12 protein-coding genes are annotated in these 22,815 nt (G+C 43.4%); all 12 read right to left on the reverse strand.

Annotated elements, in window-relative coordinates; translation table 11 throughout:
- Positions 1–51: 51 nt before the first annotated feature.
- The 12 genes from DWW60_RS01950 to DWW60_RS02005 all read right to left on the reverse strand — a co-directional run bounded on the left by DWW60_RS01950 (position 52) and on the right by DWW60_RS02005 (position 22,809).
- Positions 52–297 (reverse strand): aspartate dehydrogenase, encoded by a 246-nt coding sequence (locus DWW60_RS01950; protein ID WP_243002897.1) that lies wholly within the window; start codon positions 295–297, stop codon positions 52–54.
- 141 nt (positions 298–438) lie between these two features.
- Positions 439–5,880 (reverse strand): DUF4132 domain-containing protein, encoded by a 5,442-nt coding sequence (locus DWW60_RS01955; protein WP_117874258.1) that lies wholly within the window; start codon positions 5,878–5,880, stop codon positions 439–441.
- 21 nt (positions 5,881–5,901) lie between these two features.
- Entirely contained in the window at positions 5,902–6,315 is a 414-nt protein-coding gene (locus DWW60_RS01960) for a hypothetical protein (protein WP_117874259.1), read from the reverse strand.
- A 111-nt stretch (positions 6,316–6,426) separates the two neighbouring features.
- The gene (locus tag DWW60_RS01965; RefSeq protein WP_117874260.1) at positions 6,427–9,807 is read right to left on the reverse strand and encodes a DEAD/DEAH box helicase family protein; all 3,381 of its coding nucleotides are present in this window, start codon (positions 9,805–9,807) and stop codon (positions 6,427–6,429) included.
- A complete protein-coding gene (locus DWW60_RS01970; protein WP_117874261.1) occupies positions 9,800–10,924 on the reverse strand; it encodes a restriction endonuclease subunit S in 1,125 nt (374 codons plus the stop codon). The genes DWW60_RS01965 and DWW60_RS01970 overlap by 8 nt, the downstream gene beginning before the upstream one ends.
- A 490-nt stretch (positions 10,925–11,414) precedes the next feature.
- Positions 11,415–12,926: a class I SAM-dependent DNA methyltransferase gene (locus DWW60_RS01975; protein WP_055222499.1), complete on the reverse strand. Its 1,512-nt coding sequence runs from the start codon at positions 12,924–12,926 to the stop codon at positions 11,415–11,417.
- A 163-nt stretch (positions 12,927–13,089) separates the two neighbouring features.
- The gene (locus DWW60_RS01980) at positions 13,090–13,785 is read right to left on the reverse strand and encodes a YczE/YyaS/YitT family protein (RefSeq protein WP_055273484.1); all 696 of its coding nucleotides are present in this window, start codon (positions 13,783–13,785) and stop codon (positions 13,090–13,092) included.
- Positions 13,782–14,243, reverse strand: a complete 462-nt coding sequence (locus DWW60_RS01985) for a MarR family winged helix-turn-helix transcriptional regulator (protein ID WP_055273486.1) — start codon at positions 14,241–14,243, stop codon at positions 13,782–13,784. The genes DWW60_RS01980 and DWW60_RS01985 overlap by 4 nt, the downstream gene beginning before the upstream one ends.
- 173 nt (positions 14,244–14,416) lie before the next feature.
- On the reverse strand, positions 14,417–19,756 hold the full coding sequence (locus tag DWW60_RS01990) for a glycoside hydrolase family 9 protein (RefSeq protein WP_117874262.1): 5,340 nt from the start codon (positions 19,754–19,756) through the stop codon (positions 14,417–14,419).
- Positions 19,757–19,890: 134 nt separating this feature from the next.
- A complete protein-coding gene (locus DWW60_RS01995; protein ID WP_055144663.1) occupies positions 19,891–20,862 on the reverse strand; it encodes a bifunctional riboflavin kinase/FAD synthetase in 972 nt (323 codons plus the stop codon).
- 12 nt (positions 20,863–20,874) lie between these two features.
- Positions 20,875–21,777 carry a tRNA pseudouridine(55) synthase TruB gene (gene truB / locus DWW60_RS02000; RefSeq protein WP_055144666.1) on the reverse strand — a complete coding sequence of 301 codons (903 nt, stop codon included), beginning with the start codon at positions 21,775–21,777 and terminating at the stop codon, positions 20,875–20,877.
- A gap of 84 nt (positions 21,778–21,861) precedes the next feature.
- The gene (locus tag DWW60_RS02005; protein WP_015534839.1) at positions 21,862–22,809 is read right to left on the reverse strand and encodes a DHH family phosphoesterase; all 948 of its coding nucleotides are present in this window, start codon (positions 22,807–22,809) and stop codon (positions 21,862–21,864) included.
- Positions 22,810–22,815 lie beyond the last annotated feature (6 nt).

Consider the following 22,815-nt stretch of genomic DNA (forward strand, 5'->3'; position numbering starts at 1 on the left):
AAACCCTGTATGTTTGTTATATCGCTACAGCGATAGTTTTACAAACTGTATTCAATATATCTTCTTCACATCATCCACCCGGTAAAGTCTCTTAAAATTCTCCAGATCCTTCTCCGACTGTATCACCATCACACCCACAAAGTTCCCGTCCTCTCTGCTCCTGAATCCAGCTACCTGTTCTCCGGTGCAGATAGAACATCTGATGACAGCCTCATGCTTTGCCTCGTCATAAGGGAACAGTTTTGCGTTCCCCTTGTGTTTTGACTTTAATTTTGAAATAAAACTTTTTCCAGTCACTATATCCACCTCTATACATACCATGTAAACAACTGACAATATACATTCTGAACCATCATCTTATCATTATGCTAACATTACGCCTCAGACACATAATCCGATACGACAGCATGGCAAGACCATCTTATCATTATGCTGACATTACGCCTCGATCTGCTCCAGTATATATGGATCCTTGATCTTATTGTCCTCGGCAAAGAACAGTATCTTCGTGAGCACCTCCGATGTCTTTGGATCATCATCCACAAATGGCAGGAATATTCTGCCCCTCCTCTGTGAGTGTACAGGAAGTACATTTATCATAGGACCTGCCTCCTGATGTACCACTCCACTTCCAAGATGGACTGTATAATTGGCGCGCTTGCCCTCTATCACTGCATGGTTCTTTGTAAATGTAACATTTGTCAGCCTGAAAAGCGGCATGGTGAATTCTGCTATCGCCTTTCGCATCTCAACAGTTGAGTGTGAGGTCTCAGGATCCACGCCTCCTGCATGCGCCACGGAAACAGCCATGTCCACATCCCTCATGACCTCAGAGAATATGATATCTGGGATATCCTTGATTCTCATATTCTTTCCTGTCTTTCTATCCGAAAATACCACCCATTCAAGTGTCGGAGATTCTATATCCGCAGGTGAAAACCAGTCTGCAAGAGCGTAGATCTGCGCCACTATATTCTCCTTGTAGTACACCTTCTGAAGTCCATCCTCTATATCAGCTACCCAGTGTCTTGATTTCAGGCAGCCAAGTGTCTTCTTCGGCTGGATCTGATTGCCCGCGTATCTGAGGGAATGTTCCATGTTCATTTCCTCTTCGGTCTTCACGTAGAGTTCTCTGAACACCTGCTTGAACGGCTGAACGATCTTGTTGTCAAATACATACTTCTGTATATCATGCCATTTGCCAGTCTTGTACATGTGAAATGGATGTGCAACTGTGAGCTTTGTGTCATCTGACAGCTTTATATTTTCACCAAACACATTCAATCCATCCTCAGTCGCAAATCCCAGCACAACATTCTTGCTATCATAAAGTTCATTTGCCCCTGACATAATACTGCCAGCCGCATTATCAAGCTCTGCCTTCACGCCATCCGGCTCCGCCACCTTGAACACCAGCGCAGCTACCATGTCATGTATAACAGGATTCTCCAGCATGCCCCTGATCTCAGCCCAGGTGTATTCCTCCTGACTCTCCATCGCATCCTCAAGCATCGCCTTTGTACGCCTTGACTGCTCCGCCATCTGCTTCTTGGCATCCATCAGAGCCAATACATACTCATCCTTCTTGATCTTTGCCGGAACGGACTTTAACTGTTTGCCGTTCTTCTCACAGATGACAGCGCATTTGCCGCCGTTCTCCATCTCAAGCCATACGGTCACTTCTCCGACCTCATGCGGCTGAAAATATTCTGTCATGCCCTGAACCACAAGGCTTTCCATACGTAGGGTAAGTCTCGTCACGTCCTGATATCCGGCATTGATCGCCATATTGCGCATAGCTGTAGAAACTGCTGCCGCCTCGCTGGCTCTCCTCTGTGCTCCGAACTGCCTGCTCTCCTTCTTGAACTTCTGAAGGAACATGTATCTGTCCTTTATCTGCTCCTCATTCTCTATCGGCAGGATTCCCACCGCCATGAGCAGATCTTTGTTTCTCTTTGCCTCGATCTCAGCCATCAGCTCGGGCTCATCATATTTGCCAAGTGCCGCATCCGCGTATTTTCTCGCCCTGGTATGCTTTGCACCGTCCGAAATGTATTTCGCCGCCTTGTATATGAGCTGGAAACGTTTGTCACCCAACCTTTCATAGACTTCGGTAAACCACGTCCTGTCAAATGCGCCGTCGTTCAGCTCATCCACCTCAAGCGGTGTAAATCTCGCTATCATAGCCTTTCTCTTGTCATCAAATGACTCGTTCATGTGCGCCATAAAGTAATAGCATCCCGCAGTAAATCCATCCCATCCAAGATACTCTCCAACTATATCTATCCACTCTGGAGAATACATAGCCGCCTCTATAAGCCTGGCATCACTTATATCCGTACCTGTAAGATAGGCCTTCAAAGTCTCCGCACTGTCATTTGCATCAGGCACACACGCCTGAAGAAGATGAGACATACTGTTCTTCTTGCTGACCTTCTGACGATTATAGTAATAACCGGTATTGAAATACGTTGATCTCTCCAACGTCTCCTTGCCTAGGGCTGACAGTATCCTGACAAAATACTCCGCTCCGAATATTCTTGTAAGCCCATATATATATGGAGAGAATTCTGTCTCCGTGTCTCCCCTTGTGAGCTCTGCAGAAAGCACAAGCTCTGACATATCAGTGTACAGCTTCTTAGCTATATCCAGCCTTTTCTCGTCCGTCTCTGAGAACTCTCCTTCCGGACTGTGAAGAAGTATCTGCCGCACACTTCTCAGCCTTTCACGCTCAGTATATCCCCACTCATAGCCTCTGGTCTGCACCTTCCTGTTGCGCTCCGTTATAAAACGCATCACGTCAGATACACATTTGAGGCTCCTATCCAGGGAATTCCCCTCAAATGCCATCTTGTACATATAATCCCTGGATATAATGCCACGACTGTATGCGGCAATATAGTTCAGGAGACCAGGAACCGGCATGACACTTCCTGTGTGTATCCAGTAATATGAATTTCTATCATTTACAACGTCTGAAGGTATATTAAAGTTATGACACTTTGCAAGGGCATAGTTGTATGGGAACAAATGCCTGAAATTCTCTTCATTCTGCCTTGCCTCGTCAGAATCCTCTTTTACGTCCAATATATCGCTGTCACCATCGATTGCAAGCCACCTTGTTATTATCATGATCTGCTCATTTGTGAGCACACTTCTGTGATATACCTTTGAATCATCACCAGATATACTGCTGCCACCTTTATTCCCGCCAAATGTATATATGAGCTCATCGTTTCTTCCAAGCAGATAGTCTGCTGCCACAACGGCAAGTCTCATCTTGTCACTATCCATCACATATCTTCTATACAGGAATCCTATTACAGCTCTGACAATGGCAAGATATCCGAATGCCGGACATTCTTCTATATATATATTTCCAAACATATCCGCCATAAAACTCTCGCAGTACTTCTTGAAATCCTGTTTGTCACTGTTGTAGCCATTCAGATACACGTATAGCTGCATGCACATATACGGAGTCTGAATATTTTTCTCGTAGAAATCTACCCACAATTCCTCACATGCCACCTTGTCACAGCTCACATATATGTTCCCACCTGCCTCACCAAGCAGGCCGATCTCTCCGTCAGCCATCTCATACTCATCATTTTTGTGCTCATCCACAAATGCATCAAATTTTCTTAATATATTTATAACTTCTGAATCAGATGTCGTGTCTTTCTTTTTAGGCACAATCTTTGATTTGAGTTTTGCAAATGCACCCTCGCTCTTGGCAGTCCTGCACACATTATCATTTGCAATCCCGCTTTCAGGGAAATACTTTTTGTACAGCTCAAGGCACTCAGCCAGATAACTCTTGTCAAATACCGGCTCATAGTCCGCATTTACATCATAAAGTCCATACCCCTCATCTGCACCAGCCCGGTCTGTGCCAACATTTTTAATCTCACGTATAAGAATCTGCTCCTTAGTTGTAACACTGGATCTTCCATTCGCAGACTCCCTCTGCATAGCGTCTATATGACCAACACAATCTGCAAAAAGTTTCTGCCTGTTCTCATCATTTTTGAGCTGGAGCAGCAGGTCAAGTCCCGCTGTTCTCTTCTCCTCCTTGGAATCTGCGAGAAGTCTTCCGATGAGATCATCCATGTCATCACCATCAAGCTTATATAATATAGACAGTACAGTCTCCCTTATGTCTGACTTCTTGTACTTGAGCATATTCTCAAGCTGTACATAATTCTCCGGCGAAAGCTTCATATCCTTAACGATCATCGCCGCCTTGTTTCTGGTATATGTCTCCTTGTCGGCAACCGCATCCACCAGTATGGCACGCTGTCTGTCATTTGCCGGCTGCCTTACAAGCAGAAGCAAAAGCGCATCTCTGCTATACCTTGCGGAATCTATCTCAGGAACCATCTCCGCTATGTAAGTGATCTTGTCCTCATCCTTTAGAGCGCTTGCGCAGACCGCAAGTCTCATGATGATTGCGGATCTGTCCAGATATTCGGCATTCCATGGAAATACACACGGATCAAACTCAAGCCTTTTCTTCGGCATGCGCTCAAGTATGCCCATGAGGATATCGTACATCTCATGACATTCTTTCCTGCTGTCAAAATATTTGTCCACCTCGGCAAATGTCATTTTCTTAAGTTCATTGTTGTACGATCTGCCGTCTTTATATATGAGACTATTCATATAAGGCTGGTAATCCGACATAAAGCTTGGCATGATGACCGCCATGGTGTCCATCTCGTCTGGGAATCTCTTGATAAATTCCTTTGCAACGCTGTGTGTGTACACCTTTCCCAGACTCATTGCCCTGATATACGTGCCAAATACCAGTCTTTGGTGTCTGCTGCCATCAAGCGCCAGCTTGTTCATCACATGGCATGCCTCGTCCACATCAAAGAAACCATAGCTCCACAGCGCAAGATAGATCTGCATGGCATCCTCGCCGGATAAAGCTTCACGCCTTGCATTTTCATCATTCAGATATGTATCTATAAGAAGCAGCTGTTTCTTCTGTATACGGTCAAGCTTGCTCTCCTCGTCAGTCACAAGTCCTGTCCAGGTGGCTACAGCCCTCATGACAGATGAGAATCTCAGAAGATCATTCTCCTTTATCACATGGAACAGGGTCATAAATGCACCTGCCGTTCCATAATCCATATTCTCACATATCGCCTGCCTGAGTCCCTCCTGAAGCTTTGCCGCAACGAGCAGCTTGCCTACAGCCTCATGGAGTCTTGTGTTGGAGCTCATATATATTCCCCTGAGGATATTAGTCGTGAGCCTTGTCTGCGCACTCTCACCGAACATGATGTCCATGAGCACTTCCTCAAGCTCTGCATTTCCCCTGTCGAGCTCCGCCTGTATCCAATATTCAGATACTATTCTATACCCATTGCTGTTGCCATCCCTGTAATAGCACAATATATCCTGCGGTAATTTCTCCTTGTAGAGAGATACTATGTCGCATCCGTATATCCCCATGGAGTGATATTCATTCATGATCCTGAAATATCTGTCAAGAAATGCCCCATACCTCTTCGTACGCATGGTTCTTCTGTAATAATACTGGCTTGTCTGCCACTTGATTATGCTGTCTATAGAAGTGTAGAAATCTTCCATCAGATGATCTGGCACCCACCCCGGCAAATGCTTCAGCTCGTTCCTGAAGAATTCCGAAGGAACATTCTTTTCATTCTCAAGAAATGTCTCAAGTCTCTTGCCGATCGTTGACTCTTTTACATCTCCATAGTAATTATCCATCTCCTTAAGAAGCTTCTGCGCATCCGCACTGTAGCTCTTTCTGAGCTTCGTGGAATTCTCGTCAAATGCCTCTCTCACTTCATCTGCGATCTTCTTCTGCTCCTCAAGCTCAAACCTTGTCTTCTTGTCCACCGCCATTGTAACCCCTTTCTTTATGTTCTACCACATTCTGCCCGCCAACATTGTGAGGCGGATAAATGTGATCTCATCCCCTTCGTTAAACTTCTCTTCCCTGTCCAGCTCCGTTAATTCATCCATACCGCGGAACACTCTGAACAGTCCATCCTCAAATCCTTGAATGGCTGTCTTCACTGCTTCATCCACATCCGGTTTCTTCTCCCCATAGACGATCCCGAACGCTATCTTTCCTATTCTTCCCATATCATCGATCTGTTCATCTGTCAGCACTGCATCGCCGCGATCCATGTGGGATATGTACTGTGCCACGCAGATCTTTACTGTCTCTGTTATGAGTTCCCGCAGCGTGCTCGGTGCTGTGTCATATTCAAATGGGACCTTGTGCACTGTGTTTTTCCGCTTGCCAAGCTGTTTTATGTTCATGTATAAAGTCATGTGATTCCCCCGAAATCTTGTTATATGTATATTCACATTGTGCAGAAATTGCACATACTGAAATAAATGTTCAACTTGTGCAAAATTGCACATATTGAATAATAGCGTCTGTTAAGCCACATTAGCATTTGCATTTATCTGATCTATTACTTTCTTTATGCCCATCCATACAGACGCGTTAAATATATCCGTTATACTTCCCCTGTCTGTAAATGGCGACTCCATCAGCACTGACATATCCTTTATCATTCCATTGTGCACCACATACTCAACTATCTGATTGACAAAGTATATCTGCCTGCTGTCATAATTTGTTTCATTCAGATATTCACTAAACGCCTCCTTTGCAGCGTTCATATCAAGCCCTACTATCTCACGGACAAATTCACCAAGAGGCTTGTCACCGATCTCACCCTCATAATCCTTTCTCGTTCCAATCTCATTCCAAAGGATATCCTCAAGTGCCTTCACATCCCCAGTAGTAAGTGGCTTATTTGTCTTGAGTTTTGCAATTACAATATTATCCTGATGCTGTTTTATATAGAATTCAGCCTTTGCTTTATAATTCTTCAGATCATCGTTCTCAAGTTCTGATTCATGCCAGTCAGTAGATAGGATATCATCATCAAAGTTAGTGTCGTATGTTTGTACTGTGCTTTTTATAAAGCTCATGATATCCCTAAGTCCTGTCCTTATCTCTTCGAACTCTATAATTCCAGCACCATCTACATAGCTATCCGACAATACTTTATCTATGATTTCTTTTCTGCAATCAATCTCATCAATATGTTTTCCTATAAGTCTTGAAAGTGCATTAGCCCTTTTTATAAGATCTCTCTTTGCTCTCTCGTCATTCTTTCCCGCCACATGTGCAAGCTCCAAGCCATATATAAGCGCATCAAATCTCAAAGCACTCGGCTCATCACCATCTGCCATGATATAAGGCGATACCTCTTCCTTTACGATATTGACATCAGGGAACGTTATTTTCTGGTAGTTAACTTCATCCGAGTATTTGTCCAGATATCTCAGATGCTGCTTTACTATAAAATTATCCCTGTTATCCCTCGACAATCTCTGCACTTCACTGCTCATGTCAGATATCAGTTTTTCCAAGAAGAAATTCACCCTGCCGTCCCTATCAGTAAGTGACTGCAGCTTATACGCTATCTCAAATCTTCTCTGGAATATCGCACCCTGTATAGGCATCACATTTACAGCCTCTTTGCCCTTTTTCTTTACCCTGAAGAACTCAAAGTTACTACAGAAATCAAATATATAGAACAACTCTTTATCTTTACCGTCCAGCAGTCCTTCGCAAAGTCTGGTTCCCCTTCCTATCATCTGCCAGAATTTTGCCTTACTCATTACCTTCTTGAAAAATACCAGATTGAGTATCTCTGGAACATCTATTCCTGTATCAAGCATATCAACTGATATGGCTATCTGTGGCAATTTGTTAGGATCAGAAAAGTCATCTATTGCTTTCTGCGCAAATTTTGTCTGATTATCTATAACTTCCGCGTACCCAACAAGATGCGGATATTCCTCATTGAATACTTCAAATATCTTCTCTGCGTGAGTATGATTCTTTGCAAATATTATTGTTTTTCCTATCTTCTGCCCGTAATCTATCTTGATTCCATTATCCATAAATACACGTAAGACTTTTCTTATTGTATCCTTGTTGAATAACCAGGAATTAAGCGCAGCGGACTCTATCTTATCCGGTACATCCCCAGACTCTGTCACAAATGTTTTCTCATACTCTTCCTTATCTGCGTCCGAAAGTTCTTCATATACAATTCCCTCATCAAGGAACTTTACCTTGCTCTCAATTGTCATATAATCAACAAGATATTCATCCTCAACAGCCTGTGCAAGATCATAGCCATATGTAGGAACTCCATTTGCAAGTTCAAATATATCATAAGTATTCTTGTCCACTTCATCCTTCGGTGTCGCCGTAAGTCCCACAAGCGGTGCATCAAAATAAGTGAATATATCTTTATACTTGTTATATATTGACCTGTGCGCCTCATCACATATGATCAGATCAAAATGTCCGCAGGTAAATATTCTTCCACCCTTGTCACTTGCACTGTCAACGCATCCGATCATGGTCTGGTATGTGGAAAATACACACCTTGCATTATAATTATTCTTCTCCTCCACCAGATTCGTACAGGATAAATCCTGCAGCATATTCACAAAATTACGCTTAGCCTGCGTAACAAGCGAATTTCTATCTGCCAGAAACAGAATATTCTTCACCCATCCGGCATTTATCAGTATCTTGCAAAGTGCGATTACTGTTCGTGTCTTACCAGAACCTGTAGCCATGACAAGCAATGCTTTTCTTCTGTTCTTCTGGTCAAATGCATCGCACACTGCTTTTATCGCTGCCTCCTGGTAATAACGTCCGGCAATTGTCTTATCTACCGTTACGTTTCTGAGACTTGTCCTCATAGACCTCAGATTAAACCACTTTTCCAGATCCCTTTTGGAGTAAATGCACGAACACTTTCTCTCCGGATACTGTCCATCAATAATATGCGTCTCAAACCCATTTGTAAGGAAGATAACAGGTCTTCTGCCATACTTTCTCTCAATGCTGTCTGCATACTCCTTCGCCTGATATCTGCCTGCCTCAACTCCGACACATGTCTTCTTTGCCTCTATAATAGCAAGTGGTATCTGTGTATCATCGTAAAGCACATAGTCCACCCGTCCATTTCCTGACCTGCTAGGAACACCATCAACATCAACTTCATCGATCCAGTCTGATCCCTGTACCCATCCTGCGTCCTCAAGCATAGCATCTATATAGAGTTTCCTTGTCTCGAACTCAGATATATCAAGCGGATGCTGCTTATAACGCTGCCTCTGTACCTGACTGCGTGCAGATAACTTCTCCTTGAGATCTGCATTTTCCTCAGCCAATGTCTTTAGATCTATCTTCTGTCTTTCAATCTCTTCCTGATTCTGGCGAATCAACTCTTCCTGTTCTTTGAGCTGGCTCTTTGCATTCTCAGCATTCTCCCTGAATTTCTTGGCATTTTCACGTCTGTTCAATATGGCATTTCTATCAAATTCTCTCTGCTCATATCCCCGTACATAACAACATGAAATAAAGTCCATAAATATATGCAGATTCTCCAGGCAAAGCATAGCCTCGTCAAATCCCTGACGCCTGTTATTGTGAGCCACACTGTTGCCTTTTCTTCGTATATAATCCAATCGTCTCCACAGGTCATTTCCCACATAATCTCTGAAGTCCTCTGAATTCAATAAACTGTGAAGATTATCCTGATACGGCGTTTCAAGTGAAGTCTCAACTGAATAAATCCATTTTATTGCAAACTCCATAGCCCTGCGGCAATTGAGTATACACACATCAGGATCTATAAGAATTATTCTCTCAGCCGATATTGCAACCCCAGCAAATGCGGCAAATCTTGGTTCATCCCTTAAGAAGTCGAAATTATTCATATTTTTCTACCTCCTCCCCTTTGTCTTGTCGGTATATTATAAACACATTATATAGGTAAGTAATCAGTTGTTCCAGTAGTTTGATGAGAGAGAGCAATTTTGATTTGTCGACTTGCTCACTAAATAATGAGTATTTTAATTGAAGTTCTATAGGTGGTACAATTGTAGGCAATCCCCTTAATTGACTCATATTTATACTTGCTATACCTGTCGTTTGTTTTGCTGCTCTTAAAAAATAGGTCTTTGCTTGTGAACTCTGTAAATATGCAGCAAAATATCGTGGCAATATTTGCGTTTCATCTAATCGTACTCTAAATATATGATTCTGATGGATACAATCTTTCGGTGGCAAAGATATAATAGCTCCTCTTCCTAATTTATCTGGATCTCCCCCCTCAGTCATTAAGACATCATCTGGCAATAATTTATACTGAATTATTTCATCTTCTGTTGCTAATATTGTTTTAACAGTTGTCCAATCTATATATCCGTCTTTTACGTTTGAAACAGCCATATATGGCACTTCTCGCAATTCCCCACATTTTGTTTTTCTTCCTTTAGTTATTCCTGAAACAATATCTGCAATTTCTTCCAATTTAACTTTATTATATTCTATTTCGTTTTCAAACATCTCTACAAATCGGGCTTTGATAAGGCTATCTAATAACTCTAACTCCCTTTTTCTTGCACTAATTACTTTTTCACATCGTCCTAAGATTTCCACGATATTTTTTTGCTTATCGAGTGAATCATAATTAAACTCTTCACTTTTATAATCTTTAAAGTAAATATGAGGTATTGTCGCACCAGAAAAATACTTTTCCAAATGCATATGCCCTACAACATAATATAGATATTTTGGCAACACATTATCTTTTGGCAAAAGATATTGCATTGTTCCAATAACAGACGATTTAGCCGTATGAAACGTAGTTCTTCCAATTCCTGCCCCATCTTTAACAATAGCAACATATGGTTTTTCCTGATGATAAAAATCCACATTTCCTATATAACCCGAGGCCCCATAAATTGGATAATCACCTGTCATCCCCAAAATATCTGATTGTTTTAAACTAGAAGAACCTCTTTCACATACATCTTCTAATTTCAATTTCATCTACACTATTCCACAAGCTCGCCATTTATTTTTATGTTGTATGCCGAACATATGTTTGTTATAGTATATTTGGTGCTACCCTATTCGGTAGGCGGTTAGCCTTCGCCACAGGAGTTTATAGCCTGTGTTAACATAGATAAATCCACTTGTGGAAATCTATACGGAGGTTTGTGCTTATGCTTACAACGGAACTTTTTATAGCCATCATCAGCTTATGCATTACATGCTTTGCTCTTGGTTATGCCGTTGGCTCTAAGAGCAATGATAAGAAATAAGACAAAAAAGTAACCGCCCTGTCCTGACAAAACTTGGCGGTTACTTTTTTGTAAGCGTAATATCAGGGCTAACCGTCTATCGGTAGCACCTTTTAATAATATATTAGCATCCAACCGCTTTCATGTCAAACATATATTCGATTGTCATTTACTCATACAAATACGAATTTGCTAAAGTCGAGTTTGTTTTCCCCTTTCCTAATATTTTCAATCAATTACTGGTTATCATCAGCCAGTAATTTCTCAAGTTCATCCATTTCCTGACTTATCTGTCTCTCCAGATCTCTTATATTTGCCATTATCTCAGATGTAGGTGGATACTCTACCGGTGTATACTCCACTTCCTTGTACTTATTGATGCTGAGGTCGTAAGCATTGTCCACTATCTCTTCCTTTGACACAAAGAATGACTTGTCCGTTCGCTTTCTGTCATTTTCTTTGTCAAGATGTGCAAATCTCTCTATTATGTCAGGTATATCGTTATCATTTATCGGTGTTCTCTTATCATCCAGACTGTATCCGTCTGCCGTCATATCATAGAACCAAACTTTATCTGTTCCGCCGTGATCTGTCTTTGTGAATATCAGTATCGCAGTTGACACTCCCGCATATGGCTTAAACACTCCCGATGGCATGGATATGACCGCCTGAAGTTTCTGATTTTCCACTATTTCTTTACGGATTGCCTTATGTGCTGCAGACGAGCCAAATAAAACTCCATCCGGAACTATACATGCACATCTGCCGCCTACCTGCAATATTCGTATGAACAATGTCAGGAACAGCAATTCTGTCTTCCTTGTCTTGCACATCTTGAGAAGATCTGCTGAAACCGATTCGGCATCGAGACTTCCCTTGAATGGCGGATTTGCAAGAACAAGTGTATATTTATTCTTATCACTATTCTGATCTGACAAACTGTCTCTATATTCAATACATGGATTGTCTATACCATGTGTCATCATATTCATGGCACCTATACGAAGCATCGTTCTATCCATATCATATCCATAGAACATATGATTCATATAGTGATCTCTATTTGCTTTGTTATAAAAGATGTCTTCTTTCTTCTTTTCTCTGAGGTACTCCCCTGACGCAACAAGGAAACCGGATGTTCCACACGCAGGATCACATATCATCTCGTCCGCTGCCGGATCCATCATCTCAACCATCATACGGATGATGTGTCTTGGTGTCCTGAACTGACCGTTTCTTCCAGACTGTGCTATCTTTGAAAGCAAATATTCATATACATCGCCTCTCACGTCAACTGACTGGATTTCATTCATCAATTTATATATCTCATCCAGCGAGTCAACAACCTTTGAAAGAAGAATCGGTGTCGGAAGCTTGAATATGGCATCATCCATATATTTTGAATATGCGCTGTTCTTGTCACTATGCAGATTTTTTATGAATGGGAATACCCATTCCTGCATGACACTGTACATTTTCTCAGCAGGGAAATCCCTGAATGCAGACCATTTGAGCTGCTTTCCATCAATGTTTCTGTCTCCTATCTTCACCTCATCAGCAAATATACTGCTAAATGGAAGCCCTAGCATCTCACATTCCTTAGCCTTTTTGTTGTCCACATCATCAAGATCATGGATAAACATAAGATATGTTATCTGCTCTATAACCTCAAGTGGATTGACGAGTCCGCCTGCGGCAAATATGTCCCATAAACTGTCTATTTTATTCTTCAAATCCCCTGTTATCATTTGCATTCTCCTTTACACGTACAACAAACCAAAATTTGTATGCTATAAATTATACACCACGTAATATCAAAAGCAAACAAATAAAACTCACCAGGCTAGCCATTTATGAAGGGAAAATATCAGATATGGAACACCTTGTCCCCTGGAACATACACATCTCTTGCTACTTCGTTCCGTCAATTCTCTCCCTGAGAACTTCCTTCTCAGTGTATGTGTGCTTTCCAAGAAGTTTGTCTCGTTTTCCGCCAAATACCTTATTTAACTTACCCAGATTGAATCCAACAAGGAATGCGGCAATAACCGTACCGGCTCCCACACTTCCAAGACTATGTATGCAGATCAGACATGTTACGACCGACACAGCCACCATAGAACAGTCAAATCCGATCTTTACCTTTGAAAATTCAATGTGTGTGACCTCTGATACAGCCTGCATGACACCCTCTCCGGCAAGCGGAATAAGATTGGCCGGCAGATAGAAAAAGATTCCAACCGCTATGAATACAGTACTCACAAGCATAAGCACAATTCTCATCGCTATATTATCAGTGCTCGGCAGAAATGTAGCCAGGTAATTGCAGAATGTTGTAAAATATCCGAACACGATTCCCACGACCACCTGAAGCAGATTGATCGGCTTGAACCGCTTCCTGAGTAATAGGATCTGTATAAGCACAAGTGCCGCATGGAATATGATCGTAGCCTTTCCCATCTCTATTCCCCATACACAGGTCATGGTATATGGTATGGAACTCACCGGCGACACACCGAGATTGGATTTTACCGACAGTGCAATTCCTATAGTCATAATAAACAATCCAACGAAATACATTGGAATTCTTACCTTCATGTTCTTCATCTCTTACGTTCCTCTTTTCTGTTGTCTTTTTCGCTGCCCTTCATATTATCGTACACCCTTACAAGAAGTGACTGCAATTCTTCCGTCTCTTCCGTTGTAAATCCCCTCAGCGCCACAGATTCAACTAAGTCAAACTTCTTATTGAGCATCTCCACATACTCTCTGCCCTTATCTGTCAAATACACGTACAGGGATCTTCTGTCCCCTGACTTTGTACTTCTCTGTATATATCCTTTATTCTCCATGCCACTCAACACAGCGGTTATCGATGCCGGCTCTATATGACATCCCGCCGCGATATCCTTCTGACACGCCCCATCATGATCCTTCAGATAGTCCAGCACCTTGGGCTGTCCCATGGTGAGCTCTGTATCCTTTATCTGACTCAGCAATGCCTTCTGCACCATGAAATGATCCGCCATCAGCAGATAATGTATGGATTTTGTATGTTCGTCCATATGGATTCTCCTCTCCAGATAGTTATAATTCTAATTATTAGAACACTAACGATATTATACACATATTTTTACCCATGTCAAATCGAACTTCGGTCACCCCCATACGCACAAAAAAGATCCGGGATCATATGAACCACCCCGGATCTCCAATTATTCTTTATTTTATTGAGCCTTTATTTCTTTATGACTGCTTTCTTTGACACTCCTCTTTTCAGAAGGATTGTCTTATAGCTCTTAAGCTTCTTCGACGGAACCTTGACGGTCATCTTGGCGTATGTCCCTGTAAATGCACCAGATCCAACTGTTTTTCCTGTCATCTGTGTATTCTTTATCACTACTGTCCTGAGCTTCTTACATCCATAGAACGCCTTGGCACCTATAGTCTTGACGTTTTTGCCCAAGGTCACCTTTGTAACCTTTACATTCTTCTTGAACGCCGCTTTTCCTATCGCTGTGACCTTAAATGTCTTGCCACCAAGCTTTATAGTGTCAGGAACCACAACTGTCTTGGTCTTCTTGACAACAGATACGAGAGTTACCGTTCCCTTGCCATTCAGGGATGCATTTGTGATCTTGTACTTGTAATTTCCATTTGCATAGATCTTGCCAACAGCCGCAGTTATGTCAAAATACTTTGTCTGTGTTCCACTGTAATTACCGATTCCCATTATCACAACTTTTGCCTTGCCAAAGTCTTTATTTGACGAATATGCAACTCTGTAATCCTTGCCCGCTGTGAGTGTCCGCTTACCGCTAGTCACCTTCACCGCTGGTGTTATAGCCTTGCCTGTATATACAGCCGACTTTGTGATTGTCACAGAGGCTTTACTTATCGCCTGCTTGTTTATTGCAAATGTAAGAGTCTTTGAGCCCTTATATCTGCCATGACCTTTGACAACTACCTTTGCTGTACCGGCATTGGTATTGCTGCTATATGAAACTATATAGTCAGTTCCCGCATCAAGTGTTCTTCCACGTGATACAACCTTTACGGCCGGTCTTATCGCTGCGCCTGTATATGTAGTCTTGTACGAAGCATTTCCAGTTGCCGCAAATGTAATATTTGCATCAACGCTTATATCCACAACTATCCATGTCCATACAGCCTTAAATGTTATATCCTCTGATACAGCGCCGTATGCAGAATCAGCATTATAGCTTGTTCCGGCTTCATCCTGCCATGCCAGCGCATATCCAGCCCTCGATGTCTTGTAATCAGTACCATCAGACATGGTGATATTTATTTTCGACAGATCAAGAGTTGATCCCTTGTTTACAGATGACGCATACAACTGGTTGCCATTCTCATCTGTGAACACAACCTTTACCATGGTTACACTGTCGCCCTTGCTGTCTACCGGATCCTTGGAATAAATTGGATCTCCACCTATTGACACATCGCCATCAACAATGATCGTTCCATCATCTGACTTTACGCCAAATGAATTTCCACCGGTTGATCCGGATGCATCCGCCGTAACACTTCCACCAACCAGTTTGATAGAATTGTCTGCTGAGATTACCGACTCCCCATCGCCAAGTCCTGATGACTTTGCATCAACAGAGCCTCCTGTGATCTCCACATCCGATGCCAATATTGCCGAAGATACAGAATCTATGCTGTTGCTTCCACCTGCTATCTTCACAGTTCCCGCAGATTCGATTCCCTTACCATCGGACTTTATCTGTATGTTGTCTATCTCAAGATTTCCATCTGTCTTGATCGCAGACGCACCCGGGGTTGTCGCTGATATCTTGGAAGATGTATCCTTTCCAGATACCTTTACATCCGCTGCGTTACTGTTATCGCTGACGCATGTTATACCATCAGCAATCTTATTTTCTCCGCTTACCTTTATGACAAATGTTTCAGAATTGCCCGGACGAACCGTGATCTTCTTTACAGTAGCATTGTCCACGGTTATTCCACTTGCATTTCCGGTATCTACAATTACATCCTCACCATTTCCTGTGATCGTGTAATCCTTATTCTCGGTAAATGAAACTGATATGATTCCACCAGACTGTGATACCTTTACAGTTGGATTTTCCTCACTGTCTGTGAATGCTCCAACATATCTGCTGTCATTCAGTCTTCCGATGTCAATTACGAAAGGATCTGATAAAGGTGTAGTCACCTCAAGTGCCTGGCTGATCTGACCAGCCTTGACATTTGCAGTTTCTTTTACCCTGCCATATACATAATATGTAGTAAATTCCTTGAATCCGGTAAACTGAGCACCATTCTGCCATACAAGCTTTGATGCATCAGCATCCTTTTCACTGGATATTGCATACTCGATCTCACCCACTATACCTGACACCTTGCCGCTGACAGTCACCGCATCAGATGTTACTGATGTCTTTGTCACAGTGACAACTGCGGTATTTTCTCTCTTTGCCACTGTCGCCTTGAGTGTTATGTTCGCTGAGCCATTTGCTGATGATATAACCAGTGTATCGCTGTAGCTTCCGGCACCAAGTCCATTTACCGGTTTTACAACTACTGTTGTTTTATTTCCTGCAGAAATCTGCCCTGCCGGTGATGAAACGATCTGGAATGCCGTTCCATCCTTAAGCTTGGCCTTTACATCTGTAAGGGTTGTCTCCCCGGAGTTTGACAGTTCAATAGCTGCATGATTCGCATTTGAATAGCCATATACGAGGTCTGTCCATGACTTGTCAGCACTGCTACATGACAGCTTTCCAGGAGTGAGCACTTTGACAACACACGCCGCCTTTATTCCCGAGCCATCCTTAGCCGTAGCTGTGATAGTCGCCGTTCCGGCTGCGAGGGCTGTTATCTTGCCATTCTGTACGGATACCTTAGCCTTGTCTGAACTTGACCACACAAGGGATGTATCTTTTGCATCAGCAGGTGTTATCGTTGCCTTGATCTCATCACTGTCGCCCACATTAAGTGTTATGTATGTCTTGTCAAATGAGATTCCTGTAACCTTTACGGCTGGGGGCTCTGACGGAGTCTCTGTGTCTTTCTCAGACGTTGAACCCGTTGTTGATCCAGTTGAGCCAGTCGATCCGGTTGAGCCGGTTGAGCCAGTTGAAGGATCCTTCGTGTCGTCCTCTGTTGTCATGCCTCCACCTGACTCCCCGCTTATCGTCCTGAGCTCTGACGACACCTCGCTCTTAGGAACTACCTTCTGTGCTGCCTTCTCCTCATCTGTTCCGCTGTTCTTCACATACAGATAAAGTCCGGCTGCTGCACCCACAAGGCCTGCATTATAGTCCAGTGCAACCTCGTTCTGGTTATAGTCCTCTGAGCTATCTACATAGGTTGTACTCGAACCCGCCGGTCCGCCAACCAAAGCGCCGACTAGTACATGTGCCTGCTTTGTATATGCATTTCCAGTTACAGAACCCTGATATCCGCTTGAGGCTCTGTGATGAGGGTACTTTGATGAATACTTGTTGTAACCTACAACGAAACACTTTGAACCAGCATTGTTGCCAAGTATGTACTTCATCTGACCATTTGCCCATGATGAATAATCAGTCTTTCCATATATCGTGTCATACATGAGACCTGTCATCTGATGAGCGGTGTTATATCTCGCCGATCCCCAGCTATCTATCAGACAGAAGTTGTTATCTCCTGACTGTGTCTTGCTCGCTATAAGTCCTGACTGGTTCTCTACAAACACACTCTTCTTTGATGAGTTAGGACTGTAAAGCAGAGCCGCCTGAGCCACATTGTTCCAGCAAAGAGCCCAGTTAGGATTTGTTCTGCCACCATATACATTATTGTATTTTGTTGCATATGCCGATTTACCTGTAGCCTTGTACAGAAGAGCCGCCGCAAGGGCATAGTCATCTTCCCATGAATCTGAGCTATAGAAACCTGATGCCGGACCCGAGCTGTTCTTCTTAGCCTTAGTATCCGCATATGTGAAAAGCTTCTCCGCATAGGAAAGCGCTTTCTTATCCTTGTAATTTATATAATATGCCGCAAGTGCCGCCGCTGTCTCTGAAACGATATCTGTACACGTATCCGAATCAGATGTGAATGTTGCCTGTCCACTTCTTGATGACTGCTTTTCCGGAGCTCCCCAGTATCCATGATCGACATTTCCATCACCGACCTGATAACAGAAAGCCTGAACCGAGCCATCACTTCCAAGGACTGTGCATCTCTCAAAATAAGCAACGAATCTGTCCATGATCCTCTTATAGTGTGCCTCTGTAGCAGTATCCGCAAATGCCTCGGCAAACTCCATGTGCGCAAGTCCTAGAACTGTAGCCGAATATGCCTGTGGCAGACCAAACTTGGCATGATCTCCCGCATCATGGTATCCACCGCTGACATCCACAGTCTTTCCATTATATGTTGTTTTTGCATCCTCAGTATGGCAGTTTGATCTCCAAGAAAACTCACTCTTTGCAGATACATCACTTCCGCACATATTCGCATCATAAAGATACAGTGACTCCTGAAGAAGCTTTGCATAGTTGTACTCAACATCCGTATTGATCTCACCTGTATTGTCCCCGGCTCCGCCAGATGATGATGAAAGTGAACCGATAAATGAGTCAAATGCACCTGACTGTGAGCTGTAGTACACCTTGACACCTGTTATAGACACACCGTTTGCCGTACCTGTGTAGCCAAGCTTTGAATAGCTCACGCTCGAACCTGCATTTACTGCACCTGACTTCTTGGATGTGTTTGGATATATGTACAGCTTTCCATCACTGAATACACCCTTGAGGGCTGACCAGCTGCTGTAATCCTTAACTGCAGTTACAGAGCCACTCACATCAGCCACCGCTATCCAGTCTGCTATGTATGAATTGCTCTTGTTATTTATCGTTATCTCTGTCTCGTAGTAGCCGTCTCCCTTGGCTGTTCCATCTCCATCAGCAAGACTTGCGGTTACGCTTGAACTTGTGTTTCCAATTGAATCAAGGTCCGCACTGCCTGATCCGCTGTCGCCTGAACCGCCTGACTCCCCTGATGAACCACCAGAGGTGCTCTTTGTTCCTGAGAGAACCGCTGACACGATCCTGAATTTGATCGTGCTGTTTTCCTGAAGATTGGCAACCTGTATTCCAAATGCCACCTTCTCCGTGCTTGTTGTGCTGATAGATGACAGATCAAGTACGGTCTCAAACTGACCGCTCTTGGACAGATCTATCCACTTGTCATTATTCGACCATGAAGATCCATATGATGCAAATGGCATAACTCCCGCATTCTGTCCACTTGCAGCGGTAAATGTGTCAACCGCATATGTGATCTTGAGCGTCTTGTATCCCGCATCCGCAATAGCCTTCATGGATGCCAGATCTGATGAAGGCGAAAATCTGATCTCCGCCTTTCCATAATCACTCCACTCATCTGTTGCCGCAGTCACCGTCTTCCAGCCGGTGTCCGGTTTCAGATCCAGCGTGATGCTCTCCGCCTTAGCTGTGATCTCCGGCCAGGTTATACTGCCGATGATCATGCATAAGGTGAGAACATATGCCAGGATCCTGCTCGCTGCTTTCTTTCTCATTTTACTTTTCCTCCTTGTACTTCCTTTTTCCTCCTAAAAAATACCCTATTATTAAAAATATAGCACAGAAAACATCTTCATGCGACCCAATAATCCGTCATTATTTATGCGCATAATTACCAATGTTTTCTGTGCTATTTTACCAATACTTTTTTAGCAAGTATTCTTTTTGAAGTTTCTATGTCATTTGCCATCTGGGCCTTGAGCTCATCCAGGCTTCCAAATTTCTTCTCACCTCGGATCTGCTCGATAAGCTCCACCTTGATGACCTGTCCATATATGTTCCTGTCAAAGTCAAAGATATTCGTCTCTATGGTGATATTTCCCTTGTCGTTAACTGTAGGATTGTCTCCTATGTTGGTGATTCCCATATAGACTCTGAAAGGATCCTCATGTCCCGTATGCTTCCCCCGGATTATCCTGATCCTTGAAGCATACACACCAGCCGGCGGGTACAGCTTGCGCTCCTCCGGCAGCATATTCGCAGTCGGTATTCCTATTGTCCTTCCAAGCTGTTTACCGGACACCACTTCACCTGTCATACTGTACGGTCTGCCGAGCATCGGAATGACCGACCTCACATCTCCCTCAGAAATATTCTTCCTGATGACAGTTGAGCTGACCACCTCGTCATCCTGTTCCAGCTTGTCTATGACTATGACCTTATATCCATACTCGTCCGCATAGCTTCTGAGGGTATCCACATCGCCCTTTCTGTCTCTGCCGAATCTGTAATCGCTTCCAACCACGACATATCCGGCCCGCATCATGTCCACCAAAACATCTCTGATGAACGCCTTCGGCTCTGTAGCCGCAAATGCATCGTCAAACGGATATTCAACCAGGACGTCAACTCCGGTATCCGATACCACCTGTGCCTTCTCGTCAGATGTGTATATGGTCTTCATATTGCTCACATCAAACACATGATTCTCCCTCATGTCAAATGTGAACACAACGCCCATATATCCCTGTCTCTGAAGCTTCAACACCTGCTCTATCAACAGCATGTGTCCCTGATGGATACCATCAAACTTGCCCAGGGCAACCGCCGTGCGCTCTGTGCTATTCAGTTTTACCTTCTTCGTGTCCTTTATATGAATCATAACTGTCTGTCCTTAATTGCTCACCGGAAACATCTTGAACGGCACATACTGCCTCTTCTCATCGCTGTATTCATACAGTGCCGCAAATCTTCCATTCTCATCGAACACCTTGACATAGGTATCCCTGTGTATCTTATTCTCGGCAAATGCATCCGCACTGAGCTTATTTCCATTTGCAAGAAGTTTCTCACCCTTTGCTGATATATGGAGTTCTGGAATATCCGGCATAAGCTTGTCTGTTGTGAGCACATGCTGCATGAGTGTCCCGTCATCCCTTGCCTTCTCCACCTCATCAAGCGTCAGACTTTCTTCTATAGTAAAGCCCTTCACCTCGGTTCTGACAAGCTTCTCCATCACCGCACCGCAGCCAAGCTTCTCTCCTATATCCCTGCACAGGCTTCTGATATATGTTCCCTTGGAACAGCTCACATCGAATGTCACCCTCGGAAGTTCTACCGACTGTATGGTGATACCATGTATCGTGACCAGTCTCGGCTCTCTCTCTATAACCTGTCCGGCTCTCGCCAGCTCATAGAGCTTCTTACCATTTACCTTGATGGCTGAATACATAGGCGGGATCTGCATGTAATCGCCTACAAAACTCATCACCGCAGCCCTGACTGTCTTCTCATCAGGATATACATCTGTCACGTCTGTCATGACTCCTGTCACGTCTTCGGTGTCGCTAGTCTTTCCGAGAAGCATGGAACATGTGTATGTCTTGTTCTTCTCAGTGAGCAGATCGCACATCTTCGTAGCACTTCCCAGACACACAAGAAGAACTCCCTCCGCCATGGGATCGAGAGTTCCGGTATGACCTATCTTTTTCTGTTTTAATATACCACGGAGCTTTGCCACCACATCAAATGACGTGAACCCCTGCTCCTTATATATATTGATAAATCCATCTATCATAACTATTTCAAATCCAATCCAAAGTCTTTTACATCAGTCCGCTGTATCAGTACCTGTTCCAGATCACATCTTTTCTGCAATTTATCAGCCAAGCTGTTTCTCTATATCCGCAACTATCTCCGCAACTATCTTTTCCGGATCACCTGACATATTGCATCCCGCAGCCTTCACATGGCCGCCACCGCCGTGGCTGCACGCGATCTCACTCACGTTCACGATATCATTTGCCCTGAGGGATATCTTGTAATTATCCTCACCAGCCTGATACATGAAGAAAGCAACCTCAGTACCTGATGTCAGTCTGAGCTGATCCACTATTCCATCCGTATCCATCTTGCTGGCACCAAATCTGTCGAAGTCCTCCTTTGTCAGAAGTGTATGGGTTATCTTTCCATCTGCAAACTGCTTCATGTTGAGAAGCGCATAGCCCAGAAGCTTATTCTGTGTGAGCGTCTTCTTGTAAAATGTCTCATCTATGACAAAGCTTGGTCTCGCTCCCTTCTCTATCAGGATTCCCGCTATGGTCATGGACTCTCTGGTGGTATTGCTGTGCTTAAACACTCCTGTGTCGTGGACTATACCGGTATACAGACACTCTGCGCACTGCTGGTTGATCTTTTTCTCATCCAGGAGCTTGAATATAGCCTCCGCAGCGGAGCATGCATCACTTTCCACATAGCACACATCACCAAAGCCTTTGTTAGACACATGGTGGTCTATGCAAAGAGTTCTCTTCGCAGTCTCATAATATCTGACAAATGGTGTGAATCTGTCCATATCTCCGCAGTCAAGCGACATAAACAGATCATAGGTCTCGTCATCTGCCTCATGCTTTACAGTAGATGCACCATTCAGGAACATGAATACATCCGGGAATTCCTGAAGATATACCTGAACCCTCTTGTCAGGGTAATTGCTTGTAATATAGTTATACATTCCAAGTGTTGAACCTATACAGTCACCATCAGGATTGATATGTCCTGTTATGGCTATGCTGTCTGCGTTCTCTATCTCCCTTATAAGATCGTTCATGATATA

This window comes from Coprococcus sp. AF16-22 (genome assembly GCF_003461545.1).
Taxonomy (GTDB): domain Bacteria; phylum Bacillota; class Clostridia; order Lachnospirales; family Lachnospiraceae; genus Coprococcus; species Coprococcus aceti.

Coding starts and splice junctions, on each gene's coding strand:
- DWW60_RS01955 (WP_117874258.1), bottom strand. CDS start 5,880: ATGGCGGTGGACAAGAAGACAAGGTTTGAGCTTGAGGAGCAGAAGAAG.
- DWW60_RS01960 (WP_117874259.1), bottom strand. CDS start 6,315: ATGACTTTATACATGAACATAAAACAGCTTGGCAAGCGGAAAAACACA.
- DWW60_RS01965 (WP_117874260.1), bottom strand. CDS start 9,807: ATGAATAATTTCGACTTCTTAAGGGATGAACCAAGATTTGCCGCATTT.
- DWW60_RS01970 (WP_117874261.1), bottom strand. CDS start 10,924: ATGAAATTGAAATTAGAAGATGTATGTGAAAGAGGTTCTTCTAGTTTA.
- DWW60_RS01975 (WP_055222499.1), bottom strand. CDS start 12,926: ATGATAACAGGGGATTTGAAGAATAAAATAGACAGTTTATGGGACATA.
- DWW60_RS01980 (WP_055273484.1), bottom strand. CDS start 13,785: ATGAAGAACATGAAGGTAAGAATTCCAATGTATTTCGTTGGATTGTTT.
- DWW60_RS01985 (WP_055273486.1), bottom strand. CDS start 14,243: ATGGACGAACATACAAAATCCATACATTATCTGCTGATGGCGGATCAT.
- DWW60_RS01990 (WP_117874262.1), bottom strand. CDS start 19,756: ATGAGAAAGAAAGCAGCGAGCAGGATCCTGGCATATGTTCTCACCTTA.
- DWW60_RS01995 (WP_055144663.1), bottom strand. CDS start 20,862: ATGATTCATATAAAGGACACGAAGAAGGTAAAACTGAATAGCACAGAG.
- truB (WP_055144666.1), bottom strand. CDS start 21,777: ATGATAGATGGATTTATCAATATATATAAGGAGCAGGGGTTCACGTCA.
- DWW60_RS02005 (WP_015534839.1), bottom strand. CDS start 22,809: ATGAACGATCTTATAAGGGAGATAGAGAACGCAGACAGCATAGCCATA.